The following is a 13,531-nucleotide window of genomic DNA, read 5'->3' on the forward strand; positions in this document are numbered from 1 at the left end:
GGAAATCACTCGTTTCTTTTTCTTATTTTTCTTATAGTAAATGTAAGAAGAAAACACATAGGGGGATTAGAAATGAGTGTTCTTGAAGTAAAAGGATTAACGAAGGTGTACCAATCAAAAGGTTCAGTAGCGACGACTGCTTTAAACGATATAAATTTTAAAATAGAAGAAGGCGAATTTGTAGGGATTATGGGTCCTTCGGGAAGCGGGAAAACAACGCTTTTAAATTTATTGGCGACAATTGATAAGCAAACTTCAGGTCATGTGCTTGTAAATGGGGAAGAAATTAATCAAATGCGTGCTGCAAAATTAGCGGAGTTTCGCCGTACACATTTAGGGTTCATCTTCCAAGATTTTAACTTACTTGATACGTTATCTATTAAAGAAAACATTATTTTACCACTTGTAATGGCGAAGAAATCTGTAAATGAAATCGATGCGAAAGTACTGGAAATTGCGAAGTTTTTAAACATCGAAGAAATTTTAAATAAAAAAGTATACGAAGTATCAGGCGGACAACAGCAACGTGCAGCAGCTGCGAGAGCGATTATTCATGAGCCTACGTTAATTTTAGCAGATGAGCCGACTGGAAACTTAGATTCGAAGTCAGCAAAATCATTAATGAGCGCGTTGCAAGACTTACATGAACAAAAGAAAGTGACAATTGCAATGGTAACGCATGATCCAGTAGCAGCGAGTTATTGCGAACGTATTCTATTCATTCGCGACGGAGAAATTTTCTCAGAAATACATAAAGGAAGAACGAAACAAGCCTTTTTCCAAGAAATTCTGGACGTACTTGCGATGCTAGGAGGAGAATATCATGAACTTTCGCCAGCTCGCGCTTAATAACGTAAAAGGGAATTGGCGTAACTATAAAGCGTTTCTTATAAGTAGTTGTTTATCGATTGTCGTATTTTTCATGTATGCTTCTTTTATTTATCATCCAGATGTCGTAAGCGGTAATATTAGTATGAGAAAGATGATTACAAAAGGATTAGAATCGATGAATTATATTGTGGTCATCTTCTCGGCACTCTTTATTTTATATGCAAATTCAACGTTTTTACGAGCAAGAAAAAAAGAGTTTGGTCTACTAACATTAATAGGCGGAACGAAATCGCAGCTCGGCCGAATGATTATATTAGAACAACTGATGTTAGGTAGTATTGCAATTGTAGTTGGTATTGGGGTTGGAATGCTTTGTTCAAAATTATTTTTCCAAGCGTTAAGCGTATTATTGAAAATAGATAAGACACTTCCACTCGTTTGGAATAGTAAAGCAGTTCTTATTACAGCTGGTGTATACTTTATTCTATTTTTAATCCTATCATTATTTAGTGTTTGGACAGTAGGACGCTTGCAAATTATTGATTTATTAAGAGAAGCAAGAAAGCAAAAAGTAGAGCCGTTTGCATTTACATGGTTAAGTGTAGTTGGTATAGGATGTATTATTGCTGCATATGTACTTAGCTTCCAAGTAACGTTTCTGAATTTCATCATCCTCTTTTTACCGGTGGTAGGACTGACAATTGGCGGAACGTATTTACTATTTACACAAGGTAGTACAGTTGTATTAAAAGCATTACAAAAAAGAAAGCAATCTTTCTATACGTATCCAAATATGTTTGTTCTTAGCAACCTTATTTATAAAATGAAAGATAATGCTCGTTTTCTATTTGTAATTTCTATTATTACGGCGATTGTATCCTCGGCAGTTGGCACGCTTTACGTATATTTTGAAAATTTGAGTGCGAAAACGGTAGAACTTACACCACATGCTATCTCATATGAGGAAAAGGGGTTAAATACATATAGCCTTATTAATGAAGAAAAGGTACAGGAGCTTGTGAAGAGACACGGGTTTGAAGATGCGCGAAAAGTAACATACATAAAACTACCAGCAACACAGAAAATAACGTTGTTTAATAGTGAACATGAAGTACCGATGACGATTATTTCAGAAAAAGAATATAATGCGGAAGTGCGTAAACAAAAGAGAGAGCAACCTTCAGAAATTCATAATGCAATGGGTAGTGCAACGATGGTTATGGTTGATATGTCAAATGAACTGATGAAGATAGATCGTACGAAACCGTATGAATTTACAATTAACGGACAAAAGCAGTCTGTTCAATTAAATGCCCCAACGCAGTATTCTGTTTTTAATGATAGTGAATATCTCGTTGTAAATGATCAAGATTTTGAGAAATATGCAAAACTCGTACCAGATGAAGAAAAGAGGAAATATTACGGTTATTATATTGAGGATTGGAAAAGTACAGAAGATCTTGTATTAGATTTGAAAAATGAAATTGCACCAGAAAAGCAAGGAGAATTGAGAAATTCAGTGTTTGCTTATAAGGATATAAGAGAAGGTGGAGCAATTACAATGTTCATCGGTTTCTTCGTAGCAGTACTGTTCTTCTTCTTCGCTTGTAGTATGACATACTTTAAATGGTTTAACGATAAAGAACAAGATCGTATTCAATTTAAATCGTTAAAGAGAATCGGTATGACAGATAAAGAAATTCGCAAAATTGCGATTCGACAAATGGGAGTTATCTTCTTTATCCCAATTTTAATCGGTTCCATTCATAGTGGAGTTGCTCTTCATACGTTAGGGAAAATGCTTTATATTGATTTGTGGAAATCAGGTGCGCTTGTAATTGGAACATACATTTTAGCTTCTGCCATTTACTTTATGATCGCGCAAAGAGGATATTTAAAACACGTAAAAAGCTAGGGGAATCTCTAGCTTTTTGCCTATGTAGTAAGTTACAGGAGGACGATAGATGAACATTCGGCAACTAGCGCTGCAAAATATAAAAGGAAATTGGCGTAATTATAAAGTGTTTTTCTTAAGTAGTTGTTTTGCAATATTTGCTTCTTACGCATATATGTCTGTCATTGTGCATCCATATATGCAAGAGACGATGTGGTATCAAAACGTACGCTGGGGACTTATCATATGTAATGTTATAATCATTTCTTTTTTCGTCATATTTATTTTGTACTCTACTTCTATTTTCATAGAAGCACGTAAGAAAGAATTAGGGTTATATATGTTAATGGGAGCAACGAAGTCTAACGTAATAGGAGTGATTATGACCGAGCAAATTTTAATTGGGGTCTTCGCGAATATTTTCGGTATTGGGCTTGGTATGATATTTTTAAAACTCTTTTTTATGGTATTTAGTATGTTACTGGGGCTTCCGAAAGAACTGCCTGTCATATTTGACGTAAGGGCGATTGGTGTAACATTTATTACATATATAGTCGTTTTTATTCTATTATCTTTTATAAGTGCTTTACGTATATGGAATATAAAAATCATTCGGTTATTGAAAGAATTTCGAACAGATAAAAAAGAGAAGAAAACATCAAAGTGGCTCTGTTTATTCGGTTTTGCTTGTTTAGTGGGCGGGTATGCGTTGGCGCTACAAGTGACGATGGCTACGATAGCGATATACTTTTTCCCTGTGTCTATACTTGTCTTTTTTGGAACGTACTTTTCTTTCGCGCATGGTGCTACCCAAGTGTTAGAAATGATAAAGCGAAATAAAAAGATTATGTATACATATCCGTATTTATTTATAGTGAATCAATTGTCACATCGAATGAAGGAAAATGGTCGCTTTTTCTTTCTGATGTCTATGGCAACGACGTTTGTAGTTACAGCAACAGGTACGGTGTTCTTATATTTTTCTAGCATGCAAGATATGTGGCGAACTGGAGGGATACACTCGTTTTCGTACATAGAAAAAGGTATTTCTACTCATGAAGTCTTTGAAGAAGGTGCGGTTGAAAAATTACTGCATCAATATGAGTATGATGATTTTCAATATATGAGTTTTATTGGAGTGTATGCATCCTTTCAGTCTAATAAGGGAGAAACAACAATAGCACCGCTTATAAAAGAAAGTGAATATAACCAAGAAGCGAGGAAACAAAAACAGAAAACGTATCGTCCTAAAAAAGGTACAGTGACACTCGTTTATTATAATAAATACAATAATTCGAATGTATATAATCAAAAAGAGATTCAATTGCGAGTAATGAATCAACCATATCAATTCGTATTTAACGGTCAGAAAGAAGGTGTTCAATTTAACCATCATCCCTCGTACATTAATGGTCTGTTCTTCGTTATGAATGATGAAGATTTTGACAGTATAGCAAATCAGGTTCCTGATTCTGAAAAAATGATATATAGAGGCTACACATTACCAAATATCGAAAAGACGAAGAAATTAAATGAAGATTTACGGAAACATATGAAACAAGATAATAATGCATTTCGAAGCAATATGGAGTTATATGTAAATATGAAAGAAGGCGGCGATATTACTCTATTTGTAGGCTCATTTATTAGTATATTATTTTTTCTTACTTCATGTAGTATCGTGTATTTTAAATGGTTCCATAATATTGCATCGGACCGAAAGCAGTATGGTGCACTCTCTAAACTTGGAATGACGAAGGAAGAAGTATGGAAAATTTCTCGTTGGCAATTATGTATGCTATTTTTTGCGCCAATTATAGTAGGGAGTATGCATAGTGCAGTTGCGTTATATACGTTTCATAATACGCTTTTTATGGATGGATCATTAAGAAAAGTAGGTTTGTTCATTCTGTTTTATATCGCAGCATGTATCATTTATTTCTTCTTCGCTCAAAGAGAATATAAGAAACATTTAGACTAGCGAAAGCTAGTCTTTTTTTAATATTCGAAATTTGCATAGAAGAATATAAAAAAGTATGGTATAACAGTAAGAAAACGAAAAAGAGGGGAAAAGACGATGATTCGAGTAGGATATTTAGGACCAGAAGCAACATTTACAAATATGGCGGTGAGTCGTTTTTTTCCGGAAGCAGAGCATGTACCGTATCGAACGATTCCAGATTGTATAGATGCAGCTGCAAATGAAAATGTAGACTTCGCAGTTGTACCGTTAGAAAATGCAATAGAAGGTTCAGTGAATATAACGGTTGATTACCTTGTACATGAGCAGCCGCTTTCCATTGTAGGAGAAATTACAGTACCAATTCAGCAGCATTTACTTGTACATCCGCAGTATGCAGAAGTGTGGGATGAAGTATATGCGGTGCATTCTCATCCGCATGCCATTGCACAGTGCCATAAATTTTTAAATGAAGAATTAAAAGGAGTAACTGTTCGAGATATGACATCCACAAGTGCCGCTGCGCAATATGTGAAAGAACATCCTGAAGAGAAAATTGCCGCTATTGCAAATGAAGCAGCTGCAGAAAAATATGGATTAACAATTGTGAGGCGTAGCATTCATACGCATAAAAATAATCACACACGTTTCCTAGTACTCCATAAGAAAAAGAAAGCAGTACTCCCGAATAACGGAGAGAACCGCGGAGAGAAAACGACGCTTATGATAACGTTACCTGCAGATTATGCAGGTGCCCTATATCAAGTGTTATCAGCTTTCGCATGGAGAAAATTAAACTTATCAAAAATCGAATCGCGTCCGATGAAAACAGGTCTTGGAAATTACTTTTTCTTAATCGATGTCGATAAAGCGTATGATGACGTATTATTGCCAGGCGTAACGATGGAACTTGAAGCACTCGGTTTTTCTGTTACTGTGCTGGGGAGTTATTCTTCTTATTGGTTGTAAAGGGAGCTGTTGTTAAACTTGTTTGAAATGAAAAGTTGTTTATCGGTTTGAGGCAGAGTAAGCTATCGATTCTATTAGAGTAAGTGATGTAATTAAGCTAGCAAAATAAAGAAGCCGTCCTAAAAGATATTTTAGGACGGCTTTCTGTTAGGAATAGGTCACTCTTTTGTCGTGTTTTTAGTACGCATCATTACAACTATTATAATAATAGGATTCATCATTGTTCGAATTACCGCAGCAAATACAATTCGTTTGTTGTATTAATAGATTAAGTGTAGATGGAGCTACAGTATCTGAGAAAGTAATACTCAAAACATCTTCTACTAAAAATGTTTTAATATCTCCTGGTGTTAAGGTAAATGTAAGTGGAGAGCGATGGTTTAATCTTGCAATTGTTAATCTAATCGTTGTTGCAAATGCAGGACTGAAACTAAATTTAATAAGTGTCTTATTATGATTTTTAGTGAAGTTTTCAAATACAGTTCGAGGAATTCCAGTTGTTATATCAAGATCTTGAGGGGTATCTTCCGTACCGAAAATAGTATAGTTCTGTATAAAACAGTTAGTTGAATCTGAATTTGAAGAATTACATGGATGATCATTTTTCTTATAATATTTTTTTCCATTTTTTACGAAGTAATCTGCCATAACTAATCACTCCCTTCATATATAAGGGTTAAAGGTTGTCCATATATAATATGAAATATATTTTTATATGTTTGGACGTGAAGGAAGAGAAAATAAAAATACTCCCATTAGATAAACAGATTTTTATTTTTTATCTGTCTACCTAATGGGGAGCATATCAGAACTTAATACTGTTTTACCTGGTGGGATTCTTTATTTTAACTTCACAAGACGCTCTTCTAACTGACCACGCCAAATATCAGCTAGTTCTGGAACAGCAAGAATTTTTTCTATGCCATCTTTATCTTTTCTATTATGAAAATAGATTTCGTTAGAGAACAACACAGAAATATTGCTCGGTTGACGTTCTAGTAATGTAATTTTAGAATCTTTACGTACAGTACCTTCTTGAAGAACACGGCATAGGTAGCCAGTAAATCCAGTTGCTACAATGCGCGGCAAAATGCCAGGAATACCGAGGCGTTTTGAAATAGTGCTACAAGGTACTCTTGCTTGTGTCACTTGAATGATTGCTTCACCTAGTTGATATGTATCTCCGATGCAAACATCACGCTCTAACATATTTGTTACGGTAATGTTTTCGCCAAATGTGGAAGCTGGAAGCTTAGTTTGAAATTCCTCTTCCCATAGTGCGTAATGCTCGTGTGGGTATACACAAACAGCTCGATCAGGACCGCCATGATGTTTTAAATCTGCTACGTCATCGCCGAGGAATCCATCTTTTGAGAGGAAAGCTTCTTCTGTAAGTTCCTTACATATACCAGTAATCATTTCTTTATCTTCGCTATATTTCATTTGTTTCGGTTTGCCAATGCTAAAGTGAACGAGTTTAATTCCCATAAGTGATCTCCTTTACGATTGATTACAATATTATAGCATTAAAAAAGCACAGAGAATTATAAAAACTCTGTGCTTTACATTAATAAACGAGAAATCCTGCTTTATCCAGTGCCTTGCAAGCAGCATCTAACTTTTCTTTAGAATCGGCCTCAATTGTATGTAAGTGAATACCATCTGTTAGTTGCGAAAGGTAAGAAGCATTTGTGTTTTCTATTTTTTGTAAATATTGTTCTACATCAAAGCGATTACTTACCATAATAGATGCTGTTAAATCGCCGTATACAGGATGCTCAACTTTTACGTCTTTAATCGTAACACCGTGATCAACAAGCATTGTAAGTTCTTGACGTACTTCTGCTGGTTTGTGCTGGCATACGATTACGCGTTCAAAAGCTTGTTGTTTCTCTTGTGGCTTTAAATATAAATAGCCTTGAGCAGTCGCAATAATTGGTTCGTTTCGTGCTTTAAGTAAGGAAATATCTTGCACGATAACTTGCCTACTTACGTTTGTCTTCTTCGATAGTTCATTTCCAGATAACGGCTCATTTGCAGCGAGAAGCCACTGGAGGATAAGCTGTCGTCTTTCTTCACCTAAAATCTTTTTTTGTTCATTTTGTTTCATTATGATTTAACACCTCTATAAAATTGATTTCCAATTGTGTGTAGTGCATGAATAGTAGTATCAATTTGATCTTTCGTTGTTTGTTGTCCGAAAGAGAAGCGGACATATTGTTTGGCCTCTTCATACGTTTTTCCAATTGCAAGCATGGTTTTCGAAGGTTCTTGTTTACCGACTTGGCAAGCACTTCCGGTGGAAATGGCAATACCATGACGATTACATTCTAGCATAGTATATTGACCTTCTATTCCTTTTATTGTAACCCCAACAATATGTGGTAAACAAGAAGTAGAATGACCTTCTACTTCAATTTCTAGCGGAAGTGTTTGTATTTGCTCTAAAAAGTAGGATCGTAACTCTTTAAAACGTAAACTTTCTTCCCATTGAGTTTTTAATATATTTTCAGCAGCTGTTAAAAAAGATGCGATGCCGGGAACGTTAACTGTACCTGGGCGAAATCCTTTTTCGTGAGAAGTTCCTGGAAATACTTGTTCCCAGCGAGATTGCGGATTTATGTAGCAAGCGCCGACACCTTTTGGTCCGTATATTTTATGTGCTGAAACAGAAAGACTATCAATCCCCATCTCAAAAACATGGATAGGCAGTTTACCAAACGTTTGCACACAATCCGTATGAAATAAAACATTATATTTTTTCAAAATTGCCCCGATTTCTGTAATGTTTTGAACGGTTCCGATTTCAGAGTTTCCATGCTGTATACTTGCTAGCACAGTATCTTCTGTAATAGATGCCTCTAAATCTACTAAACAAATGAGTCCGCTTTTATCAACAGGAATTTCAGTGATCGTATAGCCTTTTGATTTTAGAGATTGAAAATAACTTCGAATGGATGCATGTTCCATAGGTGTCGTAATAATATGCTTCTTATTTCGGGCATTTAGAAGTGATTGGATCGCAAGATAGTTTGATTCTGAGCCACCGCTTGTGAAGAATACTCCTTGTTCTTTTCCACCAATCATTTCCGCGAATGTTTTTCGGCAAACTTGTAATAAAGAAGAAGCCGTTCCTCCAATGTCATGTAAACTTTGTTCATTTCCGAAGTATTGAGAAGCTGCTTTCATATATGTTTGTAACGCTTCCTCGCTCATAGGTGTAGTAGCTGCATAGTCAAGATATATCATCATGTAAGTTCCTCTCTCTAGTAAGAGTTACATTTCTTTTACTTTTTAAATGGTAGTGAAAATAAGAATTATAAAAAAACTCTTGTCATTATTTTAAAACTATGTAAATATAGGTGTCAAGACAGTTGAAAAGTGTAAAGTAGGAGGCAACAATTATGCCAAGTGCAGATGTCTTAATTATTGGAAGTGGCGTTGCGGCACTTCGTGTTGCAAAAGAGATTTGTCACGAAAAGAATGTGATTATTATCACAAAGGAGACGAAACGTAATAATAATACACATTTAGCTCAAGGTGGAATTGCCGCAGCGGTAGCTACATATGACAATCCTAATGATCATTTTGAAGATACGTTAGTAGCAGGGTGTCATTATAATAATGAAGAAGTGGTCCGTTATTTAGTCGAGGAAGGGCCGAAAGAAATTAATAATCTTATTGAAAGAGGAATGAAATTTGATGGAGATGAAACAGGTCCTCATCTTGGAAAAGAAGGAGCGCATCGAAAACGTCGTATTTTACATGCAGGTGGCGATGCAACAGGAAAGAATTTATTAGAGCATCTTATTCAAGAAGTAGCTCCATACGTTACGGTAGTGGAACAGGAAATGGTGCTCGATTTTATTATAGAAAAAGATAAATGTGTTGGGGCTTTAACTCGTAACAATAAAGGAGAACTGAAACGTTACAATGCAGATTATACGGTGTTAGCTTCAGGCGGTATTGGCGGTTTATACGCCTTTACTTCTAATGATGAGACAATTACAGGCGATGGACTTGCAATGGTGTACCGTGCAGGCGGAGAGCTTGTAGATTTAGAGTTTATACAATTTCATCCGACGATGTTATACGCGGGTGGGCGTTGTTCCGGCCTCGTGTCCGAAGCTGTTCGCGGAGAAGGAGCTGTTCTTATAAATGGAAAAGGGCAGCGTTTTATGATGGATATACATTCCGAACAGGATCTAGCGCCTCGTGATGTAGTCGCAAGGGCTATTCATGAACAGCTACTTGCGGGTGAAAAAGTGTACTTAAACATCGAAATGATTCAAAACTTTGAACAACGCTTTCCGACCGTGTCATCGATATGTAAAACAAATGGAGTCGATATAAATAAAAAACTTATTCCAGTCGTGCCCGGTACTCATTTTCACATGGGCGGCGTGAAAACGAACTGTGATGGAGAGACGTCTATTCCGAACCTATACGCAGTCGGTGAAGTAGCTTGTAATGGGGTTCATGGTGCAAATAGATTAGCGAGTAATTCATTATTAGAAGGTCTTGTGTTTGGAAAAAGAATCGGACGACACATTTTATCTAGAGAGACAAAAGAAAAGGTGAGCATGCTAGCCGAAAAGGAAGCGAAGTTTATCGTTCTGAATCATTTACCGACGAAAGAAGAAATACAAAAATGCATGATGAAATATGTTGGGATTGTGCGAACAGAGCAAAGTTTATCTTATGCGAAGAGATGGCTTAGTAAGTACGGTGTTCGAAATATGATATTACAACATGATGTTCTTACGAATGAAGAGATAACACTTATTAATATGTTAACGGTTTGTGAGCTTATAGTTGTGTCAGCTCTGCAAAGAGAAGAAAGTATTGGTGGGCATTACCGGAGTGATTATCCAGATAGAAATGTAGGAAAGAAAGAGATTGTTCGAGTAAAGAGAAAACTACAACTTGTGTGATGAGGGGAAGAGGGGTTTTATGAACACGATAAAAGTGAAAGAAGCATTAAATCGATTTTTTTTAGAAGATATAGGAGAAAGAGATGTAACATCTCAGCTTATTTTTCCAGATAACTTGCTTTCAAAAGGAACGTTTCTTTCGAAGGATACAGGGGTCTTTGCAGGACGTTTAGTAATTGAATCGGGATTTAAATTAATTGATGAGAGAATTGAAGTAGAGCTTCATAAAAAAGATGGGGATCTTGTAGAAAAAGGCGAAATCATTGCAACTGTGCAAGGTCCAATTGCATCGTTATTAACAGCAGAGCGCGTTATATTAAATGTTATCCAGCGTATGAGCGGAATAGCGACGATGACGCGTAAAGCGGTTCTTGCTTTAGATAGCAGCCATACACGTATTTGTGATACGCGAAAAACAATGCCGGGGCTACGTATGTTTGATAAGTATGCAGTCGTGTGCGGAGGAGGATTTAATCACCGTTTCGGTTTATATGATGGTGTCATGATCAAAGACAATCATATTGCCTTTGCGGGTTCTATTACGAAAGCTGTTACATCGCTGAAAGAAAAATTAGGACATATGGTGAAAGTAGAAGTGGAAACAGAAACGGAGGAGCAAGTGAGAGAGGCTGTAGCGGCTGGTGCGGATATTATTATGTTTGATAACCGTACGCCAGATGAGATTAGAGAGTTTTCAAAGATTGTACCAAGTGCCATCGTTACGGAAGCATCAGGAGGCATTACAATTGAAGATTTATCGAAATACGGAAAAACAGGGGTAGATTATATTTCACTTGGAGCGTTAACACATTCAGTGAAAGCACTTGATATTAGTTTCAATATTGAAGGATAAGGAAAGTGGCTTAGAGGGGGGAGAAAGGAATATGAGTATTTTAGAAAAAGTGCAACCAATTGAAACGATGTTACCGGAGCGTTATCACAAGATGTCAAAAGAAGATATGGAAAAGCGTGTTCATGAAATTAAAGAAAAAATGGGAAAAATGTTATTCATTCCAGGACATCATTACCAAAAAGATGAAGTGGTACAATTTTCAGATGCAGCAGGGGATTCACTTCAGCTTGCGCAAGTTGCAGCGAGCAATAAAGACGCAAAGTATATTGTGTTTTGCGGGGTGCACTTTATGGCGGAAACAGCAGATATGTTAACGACAGATGATCAAATCGTTATTTTGCCAGATATGCGTGCAGGATGTTCGATGGCAGATATGGCAGATATTGAACAAACAGAAAGAGCGTGGAAAGAGCTCACGAAATTATTTGGAGATACGATGATTCCGTTAACGTATGTGAACTCTACAGCTGCAATTAAAGCGTTTTGTGGTCGTAACGGAGGAGCAACAGTAACTTCTTCTAATGCAAAGCAAATGGTATCTTGGGCGTTTACTCAAAAAGAACGTCTCGTCTTTTTACCGGATCAACATTTAGGAAGAAATACAGCGTACGACTTAGGTATCCCGTTAGATAAAATGGCAGTATGGGATCCGCATACTGATTCTTTAGAGTACGATGGAGATATAGAAGAAATTCAAGTGATTTTATGGAAAGGTCATTGTTCAGTTCATCAAAACTTTACAGTGAAAAACATAGAGAATGTACGAAAAAATCATCCGGATATGAATATTATTGTACATCCAGAATGTTGCTATGAAGTTGTAGCTGCTTCAGATTATGCAGGGTCAACGAAATATATTATTGATATGATTGAATCAGCGCCATCTGGTAGCAAATGGGCGATTGGTACAGAAATGAATTTAGTGAATCGAATTATTCAGCAACATCCAGATAAAGAAATTGTTTCGCTTAATCCATTTATGTGTCCATGTTTAACGATGAACCGAATTGATCTGCCTCACTTATTATGGGCACTTGAAACGATAGAAAGAGGAGAAGAAATTAATGTTATTAGTGTAGATAAACAAGTAACGGCAGAAGCGGTTCTTGCATTAAATCGTATGTTAGAGCGTGTGTAAAGCAACGGTATTCCCGTTGCTTTTTTTCATGCACATAATCATAACGAGAACGAAATGGGCATACATTGTTGTGAAGAAATCATTGCGATTTTTTTATGCTTATTCCACTTCAAATGATATTGAAAATCGAAGAAGTGATGAAAGTGAAAAGAAGTTAACGTTATTTAGAAAGAGTTACTTCATGAGATTTGTTACTTATAGATAAGTTATACAGGAGGGGGAAAATTTGAAAATTCATATCGTGCAAAAAGGGGATACCCTTTGGAAAATTGCGAAAAAGTACGGAGTGGATTTTGATACGCTGAAACAAACAAATACACAACTTAGTAATCCTGATCTAATCATGCCAGGTATGAAAATTAAAGTGCCATCAAAGAGTGTTCATATGAAACAACAGGCTGGAGCAGGCTCAGCGCCTCCAAAGCAATACGTAAAAGAAGTGCAGCAAAAAGAATTTGCAGCAACACCAACTCCGCTTGGAATAGAGGATGAAGAAGAAGTTACGTATCAATCAGCACCAATTACACAGCAGCCAGCTATGCAACAAACACAAAAAGAAGTGCAAGTAAAACCGCAGAAGGAGATGCAAGTAAAGCCGCAAAAAGAAGTACAGGTGAAACCACAGAAGGAGATGCAGGTAAAGCCGCAAAAAGAGGTGCAAAAAGAACAGCCAATTCAAAAAGAAAAACCAGTTGAAAAACCGTCTGTTATTCAAAAACCACCTGTGATAGAAAAACCAAAACCGGCGGAAAAAGAAAACACGAAGTTTTCGGTAAATGTATTACCGCAGCCGCCACAACCACCAATAAAACCAAAAAAAGAATATAAAATTTCAGATGTAATAAAAAAAGGAAGCGAGTTAATTGCTCCTCAAATTAGTAAAATGAAACCTAACAATATCATTTCTCCGCAAACGAAAAAAAACAATATAGTATCGCCGCAAGTGAAGAAG

The 13,531-nt window shown here is 36.3% G+C and carries 11 protein-coding genes and 1 pseudogene; 8 read left to right on the top strand and 4 right to left on the bottom strand.

What is annotated here, in order from left to right; genetic code table 11:
- Window positions 1-72: 72 nt before the first annotated feature.
- The 4 genes from CN409_RS20860 to pheA all read left to right on the top strand — a co-directional run bounded on the left by CN409_RS20860 (window position 73) and on the right by pheA (window position 5,654).
- Complete coding sequence (locus tag CN409_RS20860; protein WP_000114530.1) at window positions 73-849, top strand: ABC transporter ATP-binding protein; 777 nt, start codon at window positions 73-75, stop codon at window positions 847-849.
- Window positions 824-2,746, top strand: a complete 1,923-nt coding sequence (locus CN409_RS20865) for an ABC transporter permease (protein ID WP_097825885.1) — start codon at window positions 824-826, stop codon at window positions 2,744-2,746. The genes CN409_RS20860 and CN409_RS20865 overlap by 26 nt, the downstream gene beginning before the upstream one ends.
- A gap of 49 nt (window positions 2,747-2,795) precedes the next feature.
- Window positions 2,796-4,706 (top strand): ABC transporter permease, encoded by a 1,911-nt coding sequence (locus CN409_RS20870; protein ID WP_001026364.1) that lies wholly within the window; start codon window positions 2,796-2,798, stop codon window positions 4,704-4,706.
- A gap of 96 nt (window positions 4,707-4,802) precedes the next feature.
- Window positions 4,803-5,654: a prephenate dehydratase gene (gene pheA, locus CN409_RS20875; RefSeq protein WP_000621701.1), complete on the top strand. Its 852-nt coding sequence runs from the start codon at window positions 4,803-4,805 to the stop codon at window positions 5,652-5,654.
- A 177-nt stretch (window positions 5,655-5,831) separates the two neighbouring features.
- Here pheA and CN409_RS20880 read toward each other — a convergent pair whose 3' ends face one another.
- The 4 genes from CN409_RS20880 to CN409_RS20895 form a co-directional block, all read right to left on the bottom strand.
- Window positions 5,832-6,302: a hypothetical protein gene (locus CN409_RS20880; RefSeq protein ID WP_097981777.1), complete on the bottom strand. Its 471-nt coding sequence runs from the start codon at window positions 6,300-6,302 to the stop codon at window positions 5,832-5,834.
- Between the two features lie 192 nt (window positions 6,303-6,494).
- Window positions 6,495-7,142: an MOSC domain-containing protein gene (locus CN409_RS20885; protein ID WP_016098986.1), complete on the bottom strand. Its 648-nt coding sequence runs from the start codon at window positions 7,140-7,142 to the stop codon at window positions 6,495-6,497.
- Window positions 7,143-7,221: 79 nt separating this feature from the next.
- A complete protein-coding gene (locus tag CN409_RS20890; RefSeq protein WP_000812273.1) occupies window positions 7,222-7,764 on the bottom strand; it encodes a transcription repressor NadR in 543 nt (180 codons plus the stop codon).
- Window positions 7,764-8,906 (bottom strand): IscS subfamily cysteine desulfurase, encoded by a 1,143-nt coding sequence (locus CN409_RS20895; protein ID WP_000973781.1) that lies wholly within the window; start codon window positions 8,904-8,906, stop codon window positions 7,764-7,766. The genes CN409_RS20890 and CN409_RS20895 overlap by 1 nt, the downstream gene beginning before the upstream one ends.
- Before the next feature lie 152 nt (window positions 8,907-9,058).
- Here CN409_RS20895 and nadB point away from each other — a divergent pair, with 152 nt between their 5' ends.
- The 4 genes and pseudogenes from nadB to exsA form a co-directional block, all read left to right on the top strand.
- Window positions 9,059-10,588: an L-aspartate oxidase gene (gene nadB / locus CN409_RS20900; protein ID WP_001138541.1), complete on the top strand. Its 1,530-nt coding sequence runs from the start codon at window positions 9,059-9,061 to the stop codon at window positions 10,586-10,588.
- A gap of 19 nt (window positions 10,589-10,607) precedes the next feature.
- The gene (gene nadC / locus CN409_RS20905) at window positions 10,608-11,441 is read left to right on the top strand and encodes a carboxylating nicotinate-nucleotide diphosphorylase (protein WP_001092241.1); all 834 of its coding nucleotides are present in this window, start codon (window positions 10,608-10,610) and stop codon (window positions 11,439-11,441) included.
- A gap of 31 nt (window positions 11,442-11,472) precedes the next feature.
- Entirely contained in the window at window positions 11,473-12,579 is a 1,107-nt protein-coding gene (nadA, locus tag CN409_RS20910) for a quinolinate synthase NadA (RefSeq protein ID WP_000025283.1), read from the top strand.
- Window positions 12,580-12,805: 226 nt separating this feature from the next.
- Window positions 12,806-13,531, top strand: a pseudogene (gene exsA, locus CN409_RS20915) (spore coat assembly protein ExsA); the annotation flags it as partial.

This window comes from Bacillus sp. AFS012607 (assembly GCF_002558005.1).
In the GTDB taxonomy this organism is placed as follows: Bacteria; Bacillota; Bacilli; order Bacillales; family Bacillaceae_G; genus Bacillus_A; species Bacillus_A thuringiensis_S.

Coding starts and splice junctions, on each gene's coding strand:
- nadA (WP_000025283.1), top strand. CDS start 11,473: ATGAGTATTTTAGAAAAAGTGCAACCAATTGAAACGATGTTACCGGAG.
- CN409_RS20895 (WP_000973781.1), bottom strand. CDS start 8,906: ATGATGATATATCTTGACTATGCAGCTACTACACCTATGAGCGAGGAA.
- nadB (WP_001138541.1), top strand. CDS start 9,059: ATGCCAAGTGCAGATGTCTTAATTATTGGAAGTGGCGTTGCGGCACTT.
- CN409_RS20860 (WP_000114530.1), top strand. CDS start 73: ATGAGTGTTCTTGAAGTAAAAGGATTAACGAAGGTGTACCAATCAAAA.
- pheA (WP_000621701.1), top strand. CDS start 4,803: ATGATTCGAGTAGGATATTTAGGACCAGAAGCAACATTTACAAATATG.
- CN409_RS20870 (WP_001026364.1), top strand. CDS start 2,796: ATGAACATTCGGCAACTAGCGCTGCAAAATATAAAAGGAAATTGGCGT.
- CN409_RS20890 (WP_000812273.1), bottom strand. CDS start 7,764: ATGAAACAAAATGAACAAAAAAAGATTTTAGGTGAAGAAAGACGACAG.
- CN409_RS20880 (WP_097981777.1), bottom strand. CDS start 6,302: ATGGCAGATTACTTCGTAAAAAATGGAAAAAAATATTATAAGAAAAAT.
- CN409_RS20885 (WP_016098986.1), bottom strand. CDS start 7,142: ATGGGAATTAAACTCGTTCACTTTAGCATTGGCAAACCGAAACAAATG.
- CN409_RS20865 (WP_097825885.1), top strand. CDS start 824: ATGAACTTTCGCCAGCTCGCGCTTAATAACGTAAAAGGGAATTGGCGT.
- nadC (WP_001092241.1), top strand. CDS start 10,608: ATGAACACGATAAAAGTGAAAGAAGCATTAAATCGATTTTTTTTAGAA.